Source organism: Pseudoalteromonas rhizosphaerae (assembly GCF_902498845.1).
Taxonomy (GTDB): Bacteria; Pseudomonadota; Gammaproteobacteria; order Enterobacterales; family Alteromonadaceae; genus Pseudoalteromonas; species Pseudoalteromonas rhizosphaerae.
Genome location: NZ_CABVLM010000002.1, coordinates 86,263 through 108,624, shown reverse-complemented (window position 1 = coordinate 108,624; position 22,362 = coordinate 86,263). Strand labels below are relative to the sequence as shown.

Sequence of the window (22,362 nt, the reverse complement as noted above, 5' to 3'; positions counted from 1 at the left end):
ACCTAATTAGAATTATAAAAACATTAAACAATGAAAATACGTGCAGTTAGTTTAATTATCGCATCAAGTTTATTAGCTGCGTGTAGCACTGCCAATCATGTGCAAAGAATTGCAGGCGCTGATACTGTTGTGCCACTTCATCAAGAGGGTGAACAGGCTGGGCGCTACCACAACCTCTATCCAGGGAAAAAAACCTATCCGATTAGCTGCGAAAGTGATTGTTACCCAAGTAATGCTAACTTGATATGTGAAACTCCGGGTGAAAACTGCCTCTATCAAGGCGCGCAACTAGCACCACAACTAAATACCGGCTACACAGTTCGCTGGCTCGGTCACGCCGGGTTTATGATCAACACTCCTAACGGCCAGCAAGTTGTATTTGACCCAGTAAAAGAGCAATTTGACTCCCCTGTTGATTTAGCTTTTCGACTGGCATCTGGGTTTTATCGTAAACCTGGGGACTGGCTTAGCGAAAGCGAGCTTAACAATCTAGACGCAGTAATTTATTCTCATATCCATTACGATCACTTCAATAAAGCAGACATTGAAAGCATCGGTAATAAACCTCGCTACTTAACACCACTTGGTATGGCAGATAACTTTCCTACCGGTGGTTTTAATATTAGCGAAATGGCGTGGTACGCAAACACTAACATTGATGATTTAACCATTCATGCGCTACCTGCACATCATTTTAGCGCCCGCGTGCTGGTACCTTTTATTTATGAAGATCGCGATAAAGATTTATGGAATGGCTGGTTACTTGAGCAAAATGGCAGCACTTTATTTTTTGCAGGCGATACTGGCTACTCCCAACATTTTAAGGATATCCAACAAAAATACGGTGATATTGATATCTGTTTAATGCCGATTGCCTCTTATTACCACGAAGAGAATGGCAACTGGTATCGTTATGTACATACTACTCCTGAGGATGCCTTAACAGCCGCACAGCAGCTTAATTGTAAAGTTATTATACCTTGGGGCTATGGCAACTCAAGTTGGAAGATGGGCGATCACAGCAGCCATTCTGCATTGCTGCGCTTATTGCATATGAATGATGAAATGAAGTCACAAATCCCGCTGTATATTTTAAATGAAGGGCAAAGTGTCGCACTATAAAACGACACTTGGGTACTGATACGATTGCTCTTCCGCCTTACATTCATCATCACCGAGAGAGCGATTTATTGGCCCAAGTAACATACTAAACAAACCATTAATGATATTCGCTGTTTGATGTGTATCTGAACTATCAAGCGAGTGGTTCTGCACTTGCCGTTGCTGACTTTGTGCACTACCAACAACAAAGTCACAACCCGAGCTCATTACTTGCGACGAAGTACAGCCAGATAACAACATAGCCGCAATCAACAACAATACGTTAGCCACAATTATTCCTTTTATATTAATTCTAGTAGTGCCATTACTTTACCTGTTAATTACACTCAACAATGTAAAAAACTGTATTCACTTACGATCCATTACTATCACTAATTTTATACCTGAACATTCTGTCTGTTGTTTTCAATTTTTGTTTCAGTCACTATTGAGCCACAAACAAAATAAGAAACTTTGAGAATTAGATGAAAACAGCCGCGCTTACCTTAAGCCTATTAATGAGCAACGCCGCTATGGCTATAGATGTAGAGCATACAGCAACACCAATTACTATTGACGGTGTATCTGAAAGCCCATGGGACCAAGCAAAATGGCAGCCTATGCCTTTTCTTATGGATGGCACCTTGCCTGACTCAGATAAAGACTTTAAAGGCCGCTACAAGTTACTTTGGGATGAAAACTACCTGTATTTACAAGCCGATATTGTGGATGATGTACTAATTGATACCCATCCAGATCCTACCGATAAGTACTGGGACGATGATGCCTTAGAAGTGTTTATTGATAGCGACGCATCTGGCGGTAACCATCAGTTCAATCATACTGCATTTGCCTATCACATTGGTCTTGATAACCAAGCTGCCGATTTCGGAGCTGATAAAAAACCCCAGTTATACACAGATCATTTAATCAGCCACTGGCAACGAAACAGTACCGCCCCATATAACATCACATGGGAAGTAGCCATTAAGCTCTACCCGAATGATTTCCAAGAAGGCGCGCAAAACACCCCACTTAAATTAACGGCAAAACAAGTCATCGGCTTTATGCTCGCCTACTGTGATAACGACGGCACCGAAGTGCGCGAACACTTTATGGGTTCACACGAAGTACAACCCGTAAATGGCAGCCGCAACCTAGGCTATATCGACGCCAGCGTATTTGGAAAGGTTACGTTATTACCGAAAAAGTGATAGGAGTTGGCGAGTCAACTAGAGTAAAGTTAGCAAGTTAAGCAAGGTTGGGTTGAGCGCAGCGAAACCCAACGAAAAAATACCCCGCTAACAAAAACAGGGGCTTTGCATTATCAGCTACTTTAAAAGCCCTTCCTCTTTTACTGCTCATTTTCTTCTCCTTGTGCAAAAAAATCTTTAAGTCAGTTATTCACAAAGAGGATAAGAGCCGCTGCACTTTTAGAGGAAAGAGGTTATGTTGCATGGTTTATAAAATCTAGCGATTTTTACCTAATAACTATACAAACACCAATCTAGCCAACTACGCTGTTCTAATCTGACAGCTGACCGCTTATAGCTTACAGCTCTTCCCCTCACAAACTTTACTCTCGCTAACTTTACTCTCGCTAACTTTACTCTCGCTAACTTTACTCTCGCTAACTTTCCCCTCGCTAACTTTCCCCTAGCTAACTAATAACCACAAAAAAGCCGCTGTATTTTGCAATACAGCGGCTTTTAAAATCAGCTTAATTTATAAGGTGATTATCCTTTAGGCGCACGACCAGCACGTTTACGTTCGTTTTCTGTAAGATGACGCTTACGGATACGAATGTTTAGTGGTGTTACTTCAACTAGCTCGTCATCATCGATGAACTCAAGCGCTTGCTCAAGTGAGTAGTTTAGGTGCGGAGAAAGCGTTTGCGCTTCATCAGTACCAGATGCACGTACGTTAGTTAACTGCTTGCCTTTAAGGGCGTTAACTGTAAGGTCGTTATCACGGTTATGAATACCGATAACCATACCTTCGTATACTTCAACACCGTGACCGATGAATAAGCGACCACGTTCTTGTAAGTTGAATAATGCGTTAGTAAGTGCTTTACCTGTTGCATTTGCAATCATTACACCGTTCTTACGAACACCGATCTCGCCACCTTTGTGCGGGCCGTAATGGTCGAAAGTATGGTACATAAGACCTGAACCTGATGTAAGCGTCATGAAATCAGTTTGGAAACCGATTAAACCACGACTTGGGATCATAAAGTCTAAACGCATACGACCTTTGCCATCTGGCGTCATATTTGTTAGTTCGCCTTTACGAAGACCAATTTGCTCCATTACAGAACCTTGGTGCTCATCTTGACAGTCAATTGTTACTGTTTCGAACGGTTCTTCTAGAACGCCATCAACAGTACGTAAGATTACTTCTGGACGAGAAACAGCTAGCTCGTAACCTTCACGACGCATGTTTTCGATTAAGATACCTAGGTGTAATTCACCACGACCAGATACACGGAAGCTATCTGGGCTAGCAGTATCTTCAACGCGAAGTGCTACGTTGTGTACTAATTCTTTGTCTAAACGCTCACGGATATTACGTGACGTTACAAACTTACCTTCTTTACCACAGAAAGGTGAGTTATTTACAGAGAATGTCATTGTTACAGTTGGCTCATCAACACTTAGTGGTGGTAATGCCTCAACGTTGCCAGGGAAACAAACTGTATCAGAAATCTTAAGCTCACCAATACCAGTTACTGTTACGATGTTACCAGCGTAAGCTTTATCAGTTTCGATACGCTCAAGGCCTAGGTAGCTTTGTACTGCGCCAATTTTGCCATTACGTTTAGTACCATCGGCACTGATAATAGTAACTTGTTGGTTAGGAGCAACAGAACCACGTTTGATACGACCGATACCAACTACACCAACATATGAGTTGTAATCAAGTTGCGAAATCTGCATTTGGAAGTCACCTTCAGGATCTGCATCCGGTGGTGATACTTCGTCAACGATCATCTTGAACATAGGTTCCATGTTGTCTGATGGCTCGTCTAAATCTAATGTTGCCCAGCCGTTGATTGCTGATGCATAGATTACTTTAAAGTCTAACTGTTCGTCAGTTGCGCCTAGGTTGTCGAATAAATCAAAGATTTGATCCATAACCCAATCAGGACGTGCACCTGGCTTATCAATTTTATTGATAACAACGATTGGCTTTAAGCCTTGCGCGAATGCTTTTTGCGTAACGAAACGCGTTTGTGGCATTGGACCTTCTTGAGCATCAACAAGTAGTAATACTGAGTCAGCCATCGAAAGTACGCGTTCAACTTCACCGCCAAAGTCGGCGTGTCCAGGGGTGTCTACGATATTGATATGGTAGTCATTCCATGAAATGGCTGTGTTTTTAGCCAAAATGGTAATACCACGTTCTTTCTCAATGTCGTTTGAGTCCATCACGCGCTCTTCGTTACCGCCGCGTGTTTCTAATGTACCTGATTGCTCAAGTAGTTTGTCAACCAATGTTGTTTTACCGTGGTCAACGTGCGCGATAATCGCTATATTTCTTAACTTTTCGATGCTCATATTTTTACTCAGAGAAATTAATTCTCAATGATCCTGCAAGATCTACGCACTCACCTGCGTTTTCACGAGATGTCCCAGCATAGGATTTAAAAGGGCGCATATTATCCCTCATTAATGACATGGATGAAAGTTTATCCAATATATATTTCACAACTTTCTTCATACTTCTAATAAGTATCTGTTTTATATATGACATTTTAATTAATTTAATTTTTCAATTTGTCACTATTTTGCTCATTCCTAGCTATTATTGTCATAATTTGGCAGTATTTGGTGAGTAAGTTAGCTTTATGTTGGTGTTTATAATCTATACAATTTAGCGCTAAAGAGAAGCAACCACACTGGCGCACCAAAATGATCATAAGACGATCCAATATGGTGCAAAACATATAAAAGCTGGATGTATAACTTATTTTTTAACCTTAAAAAACAATGCACTATAAAAATGGCATAAAAGCCGCTTACTATAAAAGCAAAAGCAATTATGCAGCAAAATAAAACCCAACAGTTGGAGGACACATGTCACAATCGGTTTTAGATTTTATTAAAGAAAATGACGTTAAGTTCGTTGATTTACGCTTTACTGATACCAAAGGTAAAGAGCAACATGTTTCTATTCCTCATCACCAAGTAGATGAAGATTTCTTTGAAGACGGCAAAATGTTTGACGGTTCTTCAATTGCTGGTTGGAAAGGCATTAACGAATCAGACATGGTATTACTACCTGTTGCTGAGTCTGCTAAATTAGACCCTTTCACAGAAGAAGCTACTTTAATTTTACGTTGTGATGTTGTTGAACCTGGCACATTACAAGGTTATGAGCGTGATCCTCGTTCAGTTGCTAAGCGCGCTGAAGAGTACATGCGTTCTACTGGTATTGCTGATACCGTGCTATTTGGTCCTGAGCCAGAGTTCTTCGTATTTGATGACATCAAATACAAAACTGATATGTCAGGTTCAATGTACAAGATTGATTCTAAGCAAGCAGCTTGGAACTCAGATAAAAGCTACGAAGGCGGCAACACTGGCCATCGTCCAGGCGTGAAAGGTGGTTATTTCCCTGTTGCTCCAGTGGATGATTTCCAAGATTGGCGTTCAGCGACGTGTTTAGTTCTTGAAGAGCTAGGTCAAGTTGTAGAAGCGCATCACCACGAAGTGGCTACAGCTGGTCAAAACGAAATCGCAACTCGCTTTAACACTATGGTATTAAAAGCAGATGAAATCCAAGAAATGAAATATGTTATCCATAACATGGCTCATTTATATGGCAAAACAGCGACCTTCATGCCTAAGCCAATCGTTGGTGACAATGGTTCTGGTATGCACTGTCACCAGTCTTTAGCTAAAGACGGTGTTAACTTATTCGCAGGCGACAAGTACGGCGGTCTTTCTGAAGAAGCGCTTTACTACATCGGTGGTATTATCAAGCATGCTAAAGCAATCAATGCTTTTGCAAATGCGTCTACTAACTCGTACAAACGTTTAGTACCAGGCTTTGAAGCGCCAGTAATGCTTGCGTACTCTGCACGTAACCGTTCTGCATCAATCCGTATCCCAGTGGTTCCATCAGAAAAAGGTCGTCGTATCGAAGTACGCTTCCCAGATCCAACAGCTAACCCATACCTTGCTTTCTCTGCAATGCTTATGGCTGGCCTTGATGGTATCAAAAACAAGATCCACCCTGGCGATGCAATGGATAAAGATTTATACGACTTACCAGCAGAAGAAGCAGCAGAAATCCCAACAGTTGCAACTTCACTACAAGAAGCGCTTGCGTCTCTAGATGCTGACCGTGAGTTCTTAAATCAAGGTGGTGTATTCACTAACGATTTAATCGATGCTTACATTGCGCTTAAGTCTAAAGAAGTTGAAAAGCTTAACATGACGACTCACCCTGTTGAGTTCGAAATGTACTACAGCTGTTAATTAGGCTGTAGAAAAATTATCTTATAGATAATATATGTGTGTTCTCAAGGCCCGTTCTGCGGGCTTTTTTTATGGCTAATTTTCCCATTCTCCACTAAAGTTTAATTAGTGCAAAAAATGCAAGGTGACAAGGTGAAAAAGACGCTTTTATTACTAGTAACTCTGATTTTAATCAGCTTTTATGGCTATTCTGGCGATAAGAAAATTTATTCTTGGAAAGATAAAAATGGCGTATCAGTATTTTCAGATACTCCTAAACCAGGTGCGCAAGAAATCAAGCTCACCAATCAAAGTTTGTCGATGCCGACTGTTGATACAAGCATTTTAGATGAACAGCAACCAGCGGCTGTGAAAAGCTATAAAGCGGTTATTTCTTCCCCTGCCGATCAAGGCACTGTTCGTGAAAATACCGGTTCAGTGTATGTAACTAGCCGTATAACACCACGCTTTGAGAATGGTTTTAAAATTCAACTACTAGTTGATGGCGCACCGTACGCAGAACCTAGCAATATCAGTACTTTTGCCCTGCGCGAGGTAAACCGTGGCGAACACACATTGCAACTGAAGCTATTTGACCCACAAGGCTCTGTTGTCTCTGTTAGTCCAGTGAGCACATTTTATATGCATAGAGCATCGTCTTTATAAAAACCATGTATTTCTATCAAAGACCATAATTTACTTAAAATATTTGTGCTAAGCTGCTAATAATCATCAACGCACTAAAATGGTGCAATCATGCCCGATAATAAAAATTTTAACCCTGAGTTACTAACTAGCATTTGGCAAAACCTGTCAACGGCAGTGATCTTACTTGATCAACAATTCACCCTTATTTACGCTAATAATAGCGCCAGTGAACTGTTAGGATTAGGCCCTAAACGTATCCTCAATCAACCGTTTGACAGTCTTTTTAATTACCATTCCATTGACCTTAAACGCATTGCACAATACTCTTTGGTAGATGGTGTAGATTGCCACCAGCACAGAGCTGACGTGGTTTTTGTTGATTCTCGTCATGCCAAACTAGCAATTAGTTCGCGTCGCGTGAAGTTACAAAATGAATATTTTATTTTATTCGAGTGTCGCCAAACTGATGATGAAATTCGCCACGATCAAGCTTCTAATCAAATGCATCAATATCAGGCAGCACGTAACCTAATTAGAGGGCTTGCTCATGAAATCAAAAATCCTTTAGGCGGAATTCGCGGAGCGGCGCAATTATTGCAGTATGAGGTTGATCAGCAAGAACGGGATGAATGTGCAGAATTAATTATTGAACAAGCCGATCGCTTACGAGAGCTTGTTGACAGGCTACTGGGCCCGAATCAATTACCACAAAAGTCATACGGTAATATTCATCAAACCTTAGAGTCTGTAATTAAACTAAGTACATTAGATAATTGCGCCAATATTAGCTTGGAAAAAGATTACGACCCAAGTATACCTGATGTCTATATTGACCAAGGTAAAATTCAGCAAGTAGTACTTAACATCGTTCGAAATGCACAACAAGCGTTAGTCGGTGGTGGCGTGATAAAAATTAAAACACGTATTAATCACCAGCAACGTCGCCCCGGAAAAGCCCCTAAAAAGGCACTGCTGATCCAAATTTCAGATGACGGACCAGGTATCGATTCCAGCATCAAAGAGACATTATTTTACCCGATGATCACCAACAAAGAAGGTGGTTCTGGCTTAGGTCTCTCGATTGCACAAACCTTGATCGATCAACACAACGGCTATATAGAATGCGATAGCTGGCCAGGTCATACAGAGTTTAATATATATCTGCCTTTTGCGGATTAATCGGTTTTTGGAGTTTGCATGAAAACAGTTTGGCTGGTTGATGATGATGCATCTATTCGCTTTGTACTTGAAAAAGCACTAACTCGCGCAGGATTTAATGCTGAAAGTTTTTCTAATGCACAAGACGTGCTGTCAGCATTAAAGTTTAGCCAACCTACGGTACTGGTGTCTGATGTACGTATGCCTGGTATGGATGGTATGGCATTATTAGAACTGATCGCTGAACAAAACCCAGGCTTGCCAGTGATCATCATGACTGCGCATTCAGATTTAGATTCAGCGGTAAATGCGTTTCAAAAAGGTGCTTTTGAATACCTAGCCAAACCATTTGATTTAAATGAAGCAGTTGCGTTAGTAGAAAGCGCGTGTCGCGCTAACTCAACTAAAAAAGTAAAACGTAAACCCGCACCACCTAAAAGTGCCCATATCATTGGCGAAGCGCCAGCCATGCAGGAAGTATTTCGGGCAATAGGTAAGCTGTCAGCATCAAGTATGAGCGTACTTATCAATGGTGAATCTGGTACCGGTAAAGAATTGGTAGCCAGTGCTTTACATAACCACAGCCCACGCAAAGAAAACCAGTTTATTGCCTTAAACATGGCAGCTATTCCAAAAGAGTTGGTTGAATCAGAGCTATTTGGCCATGAAAAAGGCGCTTTTACTGGTGCTGATAGCGTACGTAAAGGTCGCTTTGAGCAAGCCAATGGCGGTACGCTATTCTTAGATGAGATTGGTGATATGCCGCTGGATGTACAAACCCGTTTGCTGCGTGTTTTAGCTGATGGTGAGTTTTACCGTGTTGGTGGCCATCAAAGTATTAAAGTTGATGTCCGGATCATTGCCGCGACTCACCAAAACCTTGAAGACTTAGTAAAACAAGGCAAATTCAGAGACGATTTATTTCATCGCTTAAATGTTGTGCGCCTGCGCCTACCTGCACTGCGTGAACGTACCGAAGACATTGAACGCTTAGCACAGCATTTTTTACATAAAAGCGCCAAAGACTTACAAGTCGAAAGCAAAATTCTCAGCTCAAAAGCCACCGACTTACTACGCTTGTTCAACTGGCCTGGCAATGTTCGTCAACTAGAGAACACCTGCCGCTGGCTTACCGTTATGGCTCCCGGCGAGCTTGTGAGTGAGCAAGACTTACCTCCAGAGATCTTAGCAATTGACGAGACTCAACAAGAGGGTGATTGGCTTGATGCCTTTCAACAATGGCTTAACCTAGAGCTTAAGCAAGGCAAAGAAAACATCTGGCCTAATGTACAAGCGCAATTAGAAACCCGCCTAATTAAAACCGCATTGGCAAACTGTGCAGGACATAAACAAGAAGCCGCAGTAAAAATAGGCTGGGGCCGCAATACATTGACCCGTAAATTAAAAGAGCGCAATATCAACTAACTTCCCTGCTCAAACGAAGGAAAATAAGTTGAAGTTAATCGAGCATATTCCATTAATAAAGCAGATGGAGATACTTAATAGGCTGAGTTTTTTTAGAGAGTTCAGCCTCAATGAGCGCCAAGTATTACTGGAGTCATTCAGTCACTTATACTTGATCAATAAAGATCGCTTTGTGTTTAAACAGTTTGATAACGACAAACAACTGTATATCGTGCTCAGCGGCGCTATTGTGGTATTTAAACATAGTCATCTGATGGATTTAGGCACCATTGAACCAGGCGAATTTATTGGTGAAGGTGCGTTTATAAATAACCGCGAGCACAGTACCAGTGCTCGTGCTAAAAGCGATACCATAGTACTGGCGATTACCAGCGAAGCACTAATACGTTTACCAAATGTGATCCGCGAAAAAATTAAAGACCGCATTATCGAAGGGATGAGCGAGCGTATAGCCAAACTTAGTCACTACCTAGAATCACGGGGCTAATCCATATACACAACTTGCAGCGAGCAGTTTAACCAATGCGGCCCTGTAATGTGTGCGTTATAGCGAAATGTGTCTGAGGGCTTTTCCCCAAAAGGAGTAGCAACCAAAGGGCTTAAATGCGTGTATGACTGCGAAGTATCTCTATAATTGATGACTAAATAATTTTCATAACGCTGCCAAACTAACTGAGCGCGGGCACCATTTAGTAAAGCAAATTCAACCAAGTTATCAACAAATCTAACTTTGAGACCATTGTAACGATCTTCAACGCAACCAGTAGTTCGCATTTGTTCTGGCACATCAAAACCTAGCTCTATTTGCTCACCACGCAAGTAAAAGCCAATATTGCCATTGCTATAATGATGATTTGCCGCCGACACATAGTGTATCTGTGGCTGATAGCCCATTGCTTGCATAATATCAGCAAGCTGCTCGGTTTCAGCTGTAAGTAGCTTATCTTCGGAAGTTAACAGTGTCGCAGCGGCAAACTCTTTGGGGATTGGTAATTGAATAAACTGATACGGTAATGGTTGTTGCTGTAAGCGTATTGTTAGCTGTTGTTTTTCTAGCTCTGTTAACGCTTGCGTGTACACATATATTGTTGGTTGTTGGCACGCAGTTAGTAATAACAACATGCCAATTAAAATGCCATATTTCATAGTCACCTCGAATAGATTACAACTGTAGTCTATTCGAGGTGACTATTTATAGCAAGTTAATTCACTTGGCTATTGAGCCAAGCATCCACGCTTTTACGGGTATATAAAACATCCTTAAACAAGCGGTGTCGTTGAAACTCAAGTAGTTTTTCTTTGCTATTTTCACCACAACTTAATTGGCTGTGATTGTCGTTAAAACGTGAAATTAAAGAAAAACCACGATCTGACCTATCAGGCGCTTTTTTTACAATCTTGCTAAGTTCAGACCTTACATCATCAGCGGTCATAAACCCTGAACCCTCCAGGCCCATTAACTCTTTTTTCATGGCTGATCTAACACCCATTTTAAATCTCCAGTACTGCGGCATTTGTAATAAAATGACCAACTAAATATCGAATACGACACGAATAGCAAATTACAGGCCAGCTACTGACGCGGATACTACGCTTGAATTACTACCGTTTTTTTAAAGACGGTAGAAAATTCAAAAAAGTTTCAGATTAATTCTATTTAATGCCCTGTATACTTTTGGCAGCTTGATGCAAAAGTCGCGCACAGCCTTTATACTACAGGCTGTGCCCTACCTTAATGAGATCAAACATGAACGACGAATATATTGAAATTGAATTAGAAGAAGAGCCAATTGAGCTATGCAAACTCTTAAAAGTTCTTGATTTAGTCGAAGGTGGCGGCCAAGCCAAAAACCTTATCACTGAAGGCTATGTTGGCGTTAACCATGAAATTTGTACAATCAAGCGGAAAAAATTATACAGTGGCGACATTCTTGAATTTGATGGTGAGCAATTTCAACTGACATTAAGCGAAAGTGCTATTCCAGCAGAGCGCCCTGTTACATCAACGCAACCTGAACCACAACAAAGTGCAGAGCCTGCGACTAACGCGCCTGCTAAAGCTAAGCGTAAACGTACCAAAAAACCAAAAGTGGATGAAAAAACAGGCCGTCGCCCTATTTCATTCGGCTAATCCAATTTAGACTACGTGCAACTTGTAAAAGTAGCCGTAGTCGCCTTTAATAACTTTTTAAATAATAGTTTAAAAGGTAATGTATGACTCCTCCGCACTGGTTAAAATCTGTCGCTTGGGCAGCCCTTATTTGGAACTTGCTAGGGGTAATTGCATTCATTATGCAAATGCTCATGACTCCAGACATGATAAGTAAACTCCCTATAGAACAACAAGCTGCATATTCAAACACACCAATTTGGTCAACTATTGCATTCGCTACCGCGGTTTTTGGTGGGGTATTAGGCTGTATTTTATTATTACTTAAAAAAGCCCTTGCTCGAGTGCTTTTTGCGCTCTCACTCGCTGGGATTTTTATCCAGCAATTTTATAATTTCATTGTTATTAATAGTATTGAATTACTCGGTGCCAGCGCGGTGTTTATGCCAATATTCGTAGTCGTAATTGCAATTATCCTGCTACTGCTAAGCCACAAAGGCAAACAGCAAGGTTGGCTACTGTAAAACACGCTATTGAGTTGCTATTGTTTTACTGCTGACGCTTGAAATATAAATTTTCAGCATCATATATACCCTATTACTTGTATAAAAATCGCACAAAAACACACTGGTATGTACTTTGCATTTTAATTATTCAAAGAGAGGTTACATTTACCACTTAAGTACCATTTAAGGATATTCATCTAACTTAGGGGCACATAATGAACAATAGTTTTGACACCCAAAAACAACTCACTATCAACGGTGAGCAGTTTCATATCCATTCACTGCAAGGTTTAGGCGATAAAGCCAAGCGACTGCCGTTCTCGCTCAAGATCCTACTCGAAAACTTACTGCGCAATGAAGACGGCGTAAATATTAAAAAACAAGATATTGAAGCGTTGCTAAACTGGGATTCACAAGCCAAGCCCAGTGCTGAGGTAGCATTTACACCCGCCCGCGTGGTGATGCAAGATTTTACTGGCGTACCAGCAATCGTCGATTTGGCCGCAATGCGTGATGCTATGGAAAGACTTGGCGGCGATCCTGCGAAAATAAATCCACTATCTCCAGCTGAATTAGTTATCGACCACTCAGTACAAGTAGATGGTTATGGTGAAGATGGCTCATTTGATTTAAATGCCAAACTTGAGTACGAACGTAATAAAGAACGTTATGAGTTTTTACGCTGGGGCCAAACAGCCTTTGATAACTTAAAAGTTGTGCCACCAGCAACGGGTATTGTTCACCAAGTGAATTTAGAATACCTTGCTCGCGTTGTCTTTAATGAAGAGCGCAATGGGCAAAAATTTGCTTACCCTGACACCTTAGTCGGTACTGATTCACATACCACTATGATCAACGGCTTAGGCGTACTTGGTTGGGGTGTAGGCGGCATTGAAGCAGAAGCTGCAATGCTCGGCCAGCCAATTAGCTTGCTGATCCCACAAGTTGTGGGCATGAAGCTCAGTGGCCGTTTACCTGAAGGCACCACAGCGACAGATTTAGTACTGACCGTCACTGAGATACTGCGCAAACATGGTGTGGTGGGTAAATTTGTTGAATTTTATGGTGACGGCCTTGCCGACTTACCATTAGCAGATCGTGCCACCATTGCTAATATGGCGCCTGAATACGGTGCTACGTGTGGTATTTTCCCTATTGATGATGAAACCATTAGTTACTTGCGCTTAACTAATCGCGATGAAGAGCAGTTAAAACTGATTGAAGACTACGCAAAACACCAAGGGTTATGGCGTAATGATGGCGATGAAGCTAATTACACCGATAAACTCGAGTTAAACCTCAGCGATGTGGTGCCAAGCCTTGCCGGTCCAAAACGTCCACAAGACAGAATTGCACTGGATCAAGCCGGCGAAGTTATTGCCAATCATTTAAAAACCTTTCAAGATGAACGTCTTGCTAAACGCGACAATAGTGATGAACAGCAATCACGTATCGAAAGTGAAGGCCCTGTCACTAATCCTGATGAGCCAACCAACGAAGCGCAATTTATGGGCGCAGCAAAGGTTAACTTTAAAGGCCAAGAATTTGAGTTAAAAGATGGCGCTTGTGTAATTGCTGCCATTACTAGCTGTACCAACACTTCAAACCCAAGCGTTATTTTAGCTGCGGGTTTAGTCGCGCAAAAAGCTCGCCAATTAGGAATTAACGTAAAACCTTGGGTAAAAACATCACTCGCACCTGGCTCACAAGTGGTCACTGACTACTTAGAAAAAGCAGGCCTGATGGATGATTTAGATGCCCTTGGCTTTAACCTAGTAGGTTATGGCTGCACTACCTGTATTGGTAACTCAGGTCCGCTTGCCGATGAGATCAGTGAGGCAATTCAACAGCACAAATTAGTAGTAAGCTCTATTTTATCGGGTAACCGTAACTTTGAAGGACGTATTCACCAAGATGTGAAAATGAACTTTTTAGCCTCACCACCTTTAGTTGTCGCCTATGCGATTGCAGGTCGTACAGATATCGATGTTTATAACGAGCCACTTGCGCAAGATGCTAATGGTAACGATATTTACCTGAAAAACATTTGGCCTAGTGTCAGCGAAGTGAATGAACTGGTGAAAAAAACCGTCACTAAAGAAATGTTCGCTACCAGTTACGGTAATGTTTATAAGGGTGATGATCGCTGGCAACAAATCAAAATTCCTGATGGTAAACTTTATGACTGGGATGATGCCTCAACGTATATTAAAAAAGCGCCGTTTTTTGATGGCATGACGACAGAACCACCAGGCATCCCTACTATTACGGGTGCTCGCTGTTTAGCAAAACTTGGCGATTCCGTCACTACTGATCATATATCCCCTGCTGGTGCAATTAAAGCAAGCGCGCCTGCTGGCGAATACTTACAAGAAAATGGCGTAGATAAATCGCAATTTAACTCATACGGTTCTCGCCGTGGTAATCATGAAGTAATGATGCGCGGTACATTTGCCAATGTACGCTTAAAAAACTTGCTTGCACCAGGCACCGAAGGCGGTGTAACGCGCACTCAACCTGATGATGAGCTTGCCAGTATTTACGATGCTGCAATGGCGTATCAACAGCAAGGCGTGCCACTCGTTGTGCTTGCCGGTGCTGAGTATGGTACGGGTTCATCACGAGACTGGGCAGCGAAAGGTTCGCTATTATTAGGTATTAAAGCGGTCATTGCGCAAAGTTATGAACGTATTCATCGCTCGAACCTAATTGGCATGGGCGTGCTACCACTGCAATTTAAAGCAGGTGAGAGCCATGAATCACTGGGGTTAACAGGTCAAGAGCAGTTCGATATCGAAGGTCTCTACGATAAAACCAAGGAAGTTAGTGTCGTTGCCACCAATAGCGAAGGCAAAAAACTAAGCTTTAGTGCCGATGTCCGTATTGATACCCCCAAAGAGTGGGATTACTACAAACATGGCGGCATTTTACAGTATGTACTACGTAATATGTTAACTAGCTAATTAATCTATAATATTAGGGCTTTGCAAAATTAACTTGCTTAGCCCTTAATTTTTTGATGTAAAACAAGTCAGCTTACTCATTATTAACTACACTTAATTCATCTTATCATTAATGCCTGCATACTATGACCGAGCAGAAGATCATCAAAGTACTAAAAGTATTTATTGTCCTTGGCATATGCCTTATTGTGACTGGACATTATTTATTAGTGTCTGATCTGTTTGGTGAACAAAATAGTATTCATGGCATTATTATCAGCGCCGCTTTTATTGCTATTGGGGTGCTATTTTCTCTGCCTACAAAAATTTACCTCACTATTGTTTTAATGAACATAGAGGCTGTACATGACCAACATGTATAGCAGCAAGGTATTGCAATTAATCAAACCATTTAACACCTCTAAAACTTTATTAATAGCGGCACTTTTAGTGCTTTGCTTACCCATTCAATTACGTGCAAATGACAAATTGATTATTGCATCCGGTAATTTTGCACCTTATTTCATGCAAGATAACGTAACCGGTAATGGTTACTTCGATCAGCTTGTGGTTCAAGTGTTACGGATACAAGGCTATCAAAACCCGCAGTTGGTGCCGTTAAATAATGATGCTATTCAACGCTACTTCAACAATAAAGTCGCTGATATCGCGATCAACTATACGGCACAACCAGCTGCACACGCATTTACTTCTCGTTATCGTGTGCGATTTATGAACCGCGTGACCATGCTCCGTTCTGCATGGACCGAGAAAGTAACTACGCTGAACGATTTGAAAAATTTAAGAGTCGGTAGTTTTATAGGGGCGAGCGATATCTTTGGTGCTGAGTATAAAAACATGGCGACACAGGTATTCACTCACTATAGTGAAGTAGGAAATCAACAAGCCCTAAATAAACAGTTACTTACCAATAAGATCGATGCCCGTATCGGTGATTATTTAATGCTCTACTGGCATACATCAACAAACACCCAACTTGACCCTACAAGTTTTATATATCGCGATATTTTAAACTATCAAGGCTCTTACATTGTTTTTCAAGATAAGTCTGTCAGAGATAATTTTGATAAAGGCCTGACAAGGTTAGTTGCTTCAGGAGAACTAATGATAGCTACTGAGCGTTGGTTAAAAGCTTATAACCTGCCAATCATTAAGCAACAATTTTTTGTAACACAGCCCGAAAAAACACAGCAAAACAACGCTATTGAAGCAAATTAATGCGTCTCATCTAACGATTTAGTGCGATGCTCTAACTGTTCTTTCACTTGCTCTGCATCTTCAAACAGCTTTTTCATCACCACGGGATCATAAACACTGCTTGAGTTTGGCATTAAAGACATATTAGTTGTTTTTGAGGTACCTTTTAAAATAGACGTATCTTCTGCGGCAGTTACCGTAATATCACGCGGATCAAGAATTACTTTTTCACTTGTACCGTTAGGATTAGGCTGATCGGAGTAATGCCATTGCCCTTGCTGATCTTGCCATTTATAAATAACGGTCGTTGCTACTGAGCTTTCATAGGTAATTGATTCAACAACTTTTTGACTAGTCTCACTGACCAATTTGGCAGCTATAGCAAAGGTGTCACTTGATAACTCAAGCATTTGATCTGTTAGCTGATTTGATTTACTACTAATACCATCACTGGTTAACCACGTTTGGCCATCGGGTCGTTGCAAGTAAAATAATGCCGCGACACTGATCAGCAATACCATAATTGCTAGGTACGCAAAATACTTCATCTTCAATCCTTTGAGTTAAACTTTTTTCTTTCTATTTTCTTACTATCATTGATAGCGAGCTATGATTTTAGCTAGGCCACCATTATCTTTCAAGCTTTGTAAAAAATCATTAAATTCTTTTGCCCGCTTCTTGCCACGCTCAGTATGTGCAAATTGTAGCTGCAAAGGCGCCTCACCGACATTAAAAGCACTTACACCAAGAGCTGAGAATTTAGGGTATTTATTGACGTACCAATCAAAAACCGCGCGCGACATAATAGTAAAACGTCTACTAACATGGTTATCATTATAAAGACTCTGTAATACATCTAGATCCGAATAAAAGTTCTCACGATGCAAGATTTGATCACGCACCAATGGCTCATATTCAGGATATACATAACCAAAGCGCCCAAGCAGTACACCATTATGCAGCACTTTTTCATCTTGAAAATCACTGGGGTTTGCACCATGGGTCACCACCATGACATCTTCAACCATCACAATTTCTTGACTCCAATAATACTTATGGGCTGTCAAGAGCCAACTTTCAGATTCCATACGCGCATCAACCTCACCATTACAAACCATTTTCTCCGAGCGCATTTCAGGGACATATGTATACTCAATAGTAAGGGAGTGCTGCTCAGCAAACAGGGTTATTAACTCATTCAACAGTCCTTTTTTAGCGCCTCCAATAATGTGATATGGGGGATAATTCTCATCAGGTAACGCAACGCGAAAGGTGTCAGCAAAAGAGTGGTTTGGAAAAAATAAAAACAAGATAGCAAAGTATCTATTCATCAATGATGCACACAAAGCTAATGGCTACTTACTTTATACTGTAGTCAAAAAAATAAAGCACAGCTAGGCTGCGCTTTAAGAATTTAATGATAACCGTAAGATTAGATCCCATCACCATCAATGTGTAGGCCACATTCGCGGTTTAGACCAAAAAAACGGGTCTCTTCTTCGCTCATACCTGGCTCTAGTTTACGCGTAGTATGCACATCGCCCATTGATACATAACCTTGCTCCCATAATGGGTGGTATGGCAAGTCATGTTTAGTCAGGTACTGATAAACATCGCGGTTTGACCATTCAATGATTGGATAAACCTTTACCGTGCCACGGCTAATTTCAACAACTTGCTTGTCGGCACGTGTCGATGATTGGTCACGACGCAAGCCGCTAAACCAAGTACCTGCATTTATATCTTTTAATGCGCGAGTCATTGGCTCAACTTTATTAAGCTGGTTATATTGTTTAATACCCGCTTCGCCTAGCTCCCATAACTTACCAAACTTGGCTTCTTGCCAAGCTGGGCTTAACTGCGACTTATACACTTTTAAATTTAGCGATAAACGTTCGGTCATTTGCTCAATAAACTGATAAGTCTCTGGAAATAAATAACCGGTATCAGTTAGCACCACTGGAATATCGGCTTTTTGTGACGTTACTAAATGCAACATTACCGCGGCTTGAATACCAAAGCTTGATGATAAAAACTGCGTGTCTGGCAAGTTTTCCAGTGCCCAAGCGACACGCTGTTCAGCGCTCATATCTTTTAATATGCCGTTAGCATCTGCAAGCAGTGTTACTTGGCTTTCTTTATCAAGCTGTAAAATGTTTTTAAATTCACTCATAGTAAATTCCAAACCTTAGCAAGCGTAACCGCTTGCTTTTAAATTAAGCGTAGAAATCGGTGACTGAGACTTTAACTTCAGCAACAATGCCTTTACGGATCACAAAATCACCAAAACATTCGCCGTCGTTACGCTCACTTGCCCATTGACCTATTAATTTATCAAAGGCCTCTAAATACACGTCTTCACCGACATTCTCTAAATACAACTTAGGAATACGCGTACCTTCAAGATTGCCACCTAAGTAAACGTTATATTTGCCAGGTCCTTTACCCACCAACCCTGCTTCAGCCAACATTGCGCGGCCACAGCCATTCGGGCAACCTACAACACGCATGATAATACTGTCATCAGGAATACCGTGTTTAGCAAGCAACGCTTCAGTTTTTTCAATTAAGCTTGGTAAATAACGCTCGGCTTCCGCCATCGCTAAAGGGCAAGTCGGCAGTGAAACACAGGCCATTGAGTTTTTTCGCTGCTCTGAATCTTTGTCATCAATCAAACCGTGTTCACGCGCTATTTTTTCAATTATTGCTTTTTGATCAGCAGGCACACCGGCAATGATCAAATTTTGATTTGCTGTCATACGAAAATCACCTTGGTGAATTTCAGCAATTTTTCGACAACCTGTTTTCAGTGGTTTACCCGGAAAATCTAAAATACGACCACTTTGGATAAATAAGGTTAAGTGATGCTTGCCATCAATGCCTTCAACCCAGCCAATGCGATCGCCACGATGAGTAAACTCATAAGGGCGGCTTGGTGCAAATTTAACCCCTGCACGCTGCTCTACTTCTGCTTTGAATACATCAGTACCTACGCGGTCTAAGGTGTATTTAGTTTTTGCATTTTTACGGTTTGAGCGATTACCCCAGTCGCGCTGTACAGACACCACATGCTCAGCAATTTTTAGCGTATCTTCGAGTGCGATAAAACCAAAATCATCGGCTTTACGTGGATACGTTGCAGTATCACCGTGGGTCATAGCAAGACCACCACCTACTAGCACGTTAAAACCAACTAATTTACCGTTATCAGCAATCGCGACAAAGTTTAAGTCATTCGCATGCACATCCACTTCGTTGTTCGGTGGAATAGTCACTGTGGTCTTAAACTTACGTGGTAAGTAAGTTGAACCTAAAATTGGCTCTTCTGTGGTTTCGCTTTTTTCGCCGTTTAGCCAAATTTCAGCATACGCTTTAGTTTTTGGTAACAAGTGCTCAGAAATTTTCGCTGCCCACTCATACGCTTCTTGATGCAGCTCAGATTCAACCGGATTAGTAGTGCATAGTACGTTACGGTTTACATCGCCCGCTGTTGCGATAGAGTCAATGCCCACGCTATCCAACATTTGGTGCATGCCTTTTATATTTGGCTTTAACACACCATGAAACTGAAACGTTTGGCGAGTTGTTAAACGAATACTACCGTAGCTGGTTTTTTCATCAGCGAACTTATCAATTGCTAACCATTGCTCTGGCTTGATGATACCGCCAGGCATACGTGCACGTAACATGACGTTGTGTAATGGCTCAAGCTTTTGCTTAGCACGCTCACCACGAATATCACGGTCATCTTGCTGATACATACCGTGGAAACGAATTAACTGAAAGTTATCCGCAGTGAAACCACCGGTGATCTCATTTTTTAAGTCTTGTTCAATTGTGCCACGTAAAAAGTTACTTTCTCTTTTCAAGCGCTCGTTATCAGAAAGCTTTACGTTTTTATCTTGTTCGCTCATGTTTAATCCTAAATTTGTTACAGTGACGGCTGTTAGCTTTTAATAAAATAAACTACGTGCGCTTAGTACACGTCTTTCTGATAGCGGTTAGCGCTGCGCAAATCTTTCAAGTATTGATCTGCATCTTCATAGCTCTTACCTGTGTTCTCGCTAATAATATCAACCAACGCATTGTGCACGTCTTTTGCCATTCGATTAGCGTCACCACAAATATATAAATGCGCGCCCGCTTCTAGCCATGCAAATACGTCTTTGCTGTTTTGGCGTAGCTTGTCTTGCACGTAGACCTTCTCTGCTTGGTCACGGCTAAACGCCACATCAACTTTACTTAGTAGCCCTGATTTTAAGTAACCTTGAATTTCTACTTGATATAAGAAATCTTGGGTAAAGTGTGGGTTACCAAAGAATAACCAGTTTTTACCGGATGCTTCGCGGGCATCACGTTCTTGTAAGAAAGCACGGAACGGCGCAATACCAGTACCAGGGCCGACCATGATCACTGGCGTTTCGTCGTTAGCAGGTAAACGGAAGTTATCGTTATGCTCGCTATATACTTTTACTCTACAGCCTTCTTCGGCACGACGTGCTAAATAACCCGAACAACCACCTAAGTGCTCACTACCGAATGCCTCAAATTCAACTAGACCAATGGTTAAATGCACTTCATCTTCAACCTCAGCTTGGCTTGAAGCGATAGAATATAAACGCGCTTGTAGTTTGCGTAGGCAATCAACTAAAGTTTGTGCTTCAAGCTTGGCTGGATTTTGGCGGATCACATCATAGATTTGACGAGGCTCGATGTATTCACGCATTGCCGCTTTATCTTCAACCAGCTTTAATAACTCAGGTGTGCCTGTCGCTATCGCGTACTTTTCCACAAAGCCAGGGTATGACTGAGTCAATTCAAGTTTTTCAATCAGTGCATCACGAATACTGAGCTCTTCATCAGCGATTTTAACTTGGCTTGCAGCATCAATTTGCGTCAGTGTCAGTACTTCATCAACCAGTGCTTCATCATTTAAGAAGTACACACCCAGCGAGTCACCCGGTGTGTAAGTAATATCAGACCCTTCCAGTGAAATCTCAACATGGCGCACATCTTTGGTTGAATCTCGACCGGTGATCTTTTGCACTAGGCTAAGCTCTGCTGGAAATGGGTTTTGCTTAGTATATTGGCTGGCAGCTGTTGCTGGTGCACCAAATGACACTACTTGCCCACCTGTTGCGCCTTGCTGTGCTTTTAAATCAGGTTCAAATGCATCAAGTGCTCCGCTGATCCAGCTGGCGGCTTCATCATCGTAATCAACGTCTAAATCAGCACGCTGATAAATGGTTTCTGCACCGAGCTTATTTAAGCGCTGTTCAAAGTCTTTTGCTGTTTGACAGAAGAACTCATAGCTTGAATCACCTAAACCTATAACCGCAATTTTAACGCCATCAAGCTTAGGTGCTTTTTTGGTTGCTAAAAACTCATGTAATGTTTCGGCATCTTCCGGCGGCTCACCTTCACCGTAAGTAGAAACAACAACAGTTAAGAATTTTTCTTTTTTCAGGGCCGTTGGTTTGTAATCAGCCATGCTAACTAGCTTAACAGCTAAACCACGAGACTCCGCTTGCTCTTTGAGCTTAGTCGCTACACCTTTTGAATTACCGGTTTGTGAGCCATATAAAATGGTCAATGCCGCTGCATCCCCAGCACTTGGCGCAGCACCTACAACACCACCTAAGGCCGCCGTATTGGCATTCGCAGCAAGGTAGCCACTTACCCAAGCTTGCTGAATTGGATTAAGCTCAGCCACTAAACCTTGCAGCTTTTGTACTTGCTCTTGCGATAGCGGACTTGCCGCGGCATTGAGTTGACCTAACAACATGAAT

The 22,362-nt window shown here is 41.6% G+C and carries 21 protein-coding genes; 12 read left to right on the top strand and 9 right to left on the bottom strand.

Annotation, left to right across the window (positions count from 1 at the left end):
* Positions 1–30 precede the first annotated feature (30 nt).
* Entirely contained in the window at positions 31–1,122 is a 1,092-nt protein-coding gene (locus tag PSR9079_RS03545) for an MBL fold metallo-hydrolase (RefSeq protein ID WP_149980461.1), read from the top strand.
* On the opposite strand, the gene PSR9079_RS03540 is transcribed toward PSR9079_RS03545, so the two are convergent.
* Entirely contained in the window at positions 1,117–1,392 is a 276-nt protein-coding gene (locus tag PSR9079_RS03540; RefSeq protein ID WP_149980460.1) for a hypothetical protein, read from the bottom strand. The genes PSR9079_RS03545 and PSR9079_RS03540 overlap by 6 nt on opposite strands.
* A 194-nt stretch (positions 1,393–1,586) precedes the next feature.
* Here PSR9079_RS03540 and PSR9079_RS03535 point away from each other — a divergent pair, with 194 nt between their 5' ends.
* The gene (locus tag PSR9079_RS03535) at positions 1,587–2,315 is read left to right on the top strand and encodes a CBM9 family sugar-binding protein (RefSeq protein WP_149980459.1); all 729 of its coding nucleotides are present in this window, start codon (positions 1,587–1,589) and stop codon (positions 2,313–2,315) included.
* A 522-nt stretch (positions 2,316–2,837) separates the two neighbouring features.
* Here PSR9079_RS03535 and typA read toward each other — a convergent pair.
* Positions 2,838–4,661 carry a translational GTPase TypA gene (typA, locus tag PSR9079_RS03530; RefSeq protein WP_145237948.1) on the bottom strand — a complete coding sequence of 608 codons (1,824 nt, stop codon included), beginning with the start codon at positions 4,659–4,661 and terminating at the stop codon, positions 2,838–2,840.
* A gap of 519 nt (positions 4,662–5,180) precedes the next feature.
* Between typA and glnA the strand changes: the two genes are divergently transcribed.
* From glnA to PSR9079_RS03505, 5 genes are all read left to right on the top strand, one after another.
* Positions 5,181–6,587 (top strand): glutamate--ammonia ligase, encoded by a 1,407-nt coding sequence (glnA, locus tag PSR9079_RS03525; protein ID WP_145237945.1) that lies wholly within the window; start codon positions 5,181–5,183, stop codon positions 6,585–6,587.
* Positions 6,588–6,719: 132 nt separating this feature from the next.
* Entirely contained in the window at positions 6,720–7,232 is a 513-nt protein-coding gene (locus tag PSR9079_RS03520) for a DUF4124 domain-containing protein (protein ID WP_246175485.1), read from the top strand.
* A gap of 90 nt (positions 7,233–7,322) precedes the next feature.
* Complete coding sequence (gene glnL / locus PSR9079_RS03515) at positions 7,323–8,393, top strand: nitrogen regulation protein NR(II) (protein ID WP_145237942.1); 1,071 nt, start codon at positions 7,323–7,325, stop codon at positions 8,391–8,393.
* Positions 8,394–8,411: 18 nt separating this feature from the next.
* Positions 8,412–9,797 (top strand): nitrogen regulation protein NR(I), encoded by a 1,386-nt coding sequence (gene ntrC / locus PSR9079_RS03510; protein WP_145237940.1) that lies wholly within the window; start codon positions 8,412–8,414, stop codon positions 9,795–9,797.
* Between the two features lie 28 nt (positions 9,798–9,825).
* Positions 9,826–10,284, top strand: a complete 459-nt coding sequence (locus PSR9079_RS03505) for a cyclic nucleotide-binding domain-containing protein (RefSeq protein ID WP_145237937.1) — start codon at positions 9,826–9,828, stop codon at positions 10,282–10,284.
* On the opposite strand, the gene PSR9079_RS03500 is transcribed toward PSR9079_RS03505, so the two are convergent.
* Both PSR9079_RS03500 and PSR9079_RS03495 read right to left on the bottom strand, forming a co-directional pair.
* Positions 10,281–10,943 (bottom strand): hypothetical protein, encoded by a 663-nt coding sequence (locus tag PSR9079_RS03500; RefSeq protein WP_145237934.1) that lies wholly within the window; start codon positions 10,941–10,943, stop codon positions 10,281–10,283. The two genes, PSR9079_RS03505 and PSR9079_RS03500, sit on opposite strands and share 4 nt — an antisense overlap.
* A 56-nt stretch (positions 10,944–10,999) precedes the next feature.
* Positions 11,000–11,287 carry a hypothetical protein gene (locus PSR9079_RS03495; protein ID WP_149980458.1) on the bottom strand — a complete coding sequence of 96 codons (288 nt, stop codon included), beginning with the start codon at positions 11,285–11,287 and terminating at the stop codon, positions 11,000–11,002.
* Between the two features lie 257 nt (positions 11,288–11,544).
* Here PSR9079_RS03495 and PSR9079_RS03490 point away from each other — a divergent pair, with 257 nt between their 5' ends.
* From PSR9079_RS03490 to PSR9079_RS03470, 5 genes are all read left to right on the top strand, one after another.
* Positions 11,545–11,928, top strand: coding sequence for an RNA-binding S4 domain-containing protein (locus PSR9079_RS03490; RefSeq protein ID WP_149980457.1), 384 nt, complete (start codon positions 11,545–11,547; stop codon positions 11,926–11,928).
* A gap of 83 nt (positions 11,929–12,011) precedes the next feature.
* Entirely contained in the window at positions 12,012–12,431 is a 420-nt protein-coding gene (locus PSR9079_RS03485; RefSeq protein ID WP_149980456.1) for a hypothetical protein, read from the top strand.
* A gap of 197 nt (positions 12,432–12,628) precedes the next feature.
* On the top strand, positions 12,629–15,376 hold the full coding sequence (gene acnA / locus PSR9079_RS03480) for an aconitate hydratase AcnA (RefSeq protein ID WP_149980455.1): 2,748 nt from the start codon (positions 12,629–12,631) through the stop codon (positions 15,374–15,376).
* A gap of 125 nt (positions 15,377–15,501) precedes the next feature.
* The gene (locus PSR9079_RS03475; protein ID WP_149980454.1) at positions 15,502–15,738 is read left to right on the top strand and encodes a hypothetical protein; all 237 of its coding nucleotides are present in this window, start codon (positions 15,502–15,504) and stop codon (positions 15,736–15,738) included.
* Positions 15,722–16,594 (top strand): substrate-binding periplasmic protein, encoded by an 873-nt coding sequence (locus PSR9079_RS03470; RefSeq protein WP_149980453.1) that lies wholly within the window; start codon positions 15,722–15,724, stop codon positions 16,592–16,594. The genes PSR9079_RS03475 and PSR9079_RS03470 overlap by 17 nt, the downstream gene beginning before the upstream one ends.
* Here PSR9079_RS03470 and PSR9079_RS03465 read toward each other — a convergent pair.
* From PSR9079_RS03465 to PSR9079_RS03445, 5 genes are all read right to left on the bottom strand, one after another.
* Complete coding sequence (locus tag PSR9079_RS03465) at positions 16,591–17,121, bottom strand: DUF4124 domain-containing protein (protein ID WP_149980452.1); 531 nt, start codon at positions 17,119–17,121, stop codon at positions 16,591–16,593. The genes PSR9079_RS03470 and PSR9079_RS03465 overlap by 4 nt on opposite strands.
* Positions 17,122–17,166: 45 nt before the next feature.
* On the bottom strand, positions 17,167–17,904 hold the full coding sequence (locus PSR9079_RS03460; RefSeq protein WP_149980451.1) for a transporter substrate-binding domain-containing protein: 738 nt from the start codon (positions 17,902–17,904) through the stop codon (positions 17,167–17,169).
* A 101-nt stretch (positions 17,905–18,005) separates the two neighbouring features.
* Complete coding sequence (locus PSR9079_RS03455) at positions 18,006–18,746, bottom strand: phosphoadenylyl-sulfate reductase (protein ID WP_149980450.1); 741 nt, start codon at positions 18,744–18,746, stop codon at positions 18,006–18,008.
* A gap of 43 nt (positions 18,747–18,789) precedes the next feature.
* Positions 18,790–20,487 carry an assimilatory sulfite reductase (NADPH) hemoprotein subunit gene (gene cysI, locus PSR9079_RS03450; protein WP_149980449.1) on the bottom strand — a complete coding sequence of 566 codons (1,698 nt, stop codon included), beginning with the start codon at positions 20,485–20,487 and terminating at the stop codon, positions 18,790–18,792.
* Positions 20,488–20,549: 62 nt separating this feature from the next.
* Positions 20,550–22,358 (bottom strand): assimilatory sulfite reductase (NADPH) flavoprotein subunit, encoded by a 1,809-nt coding sequence (locus PSR9079_RS03445; RefSeq protein WP_149980448.1) that lies wholly within the window; start codon positions 22,356–22,358, stop codon positions 20,550–20,552.
* Positions 22,359–22,362: the final 4 nt, after the last annotated feature.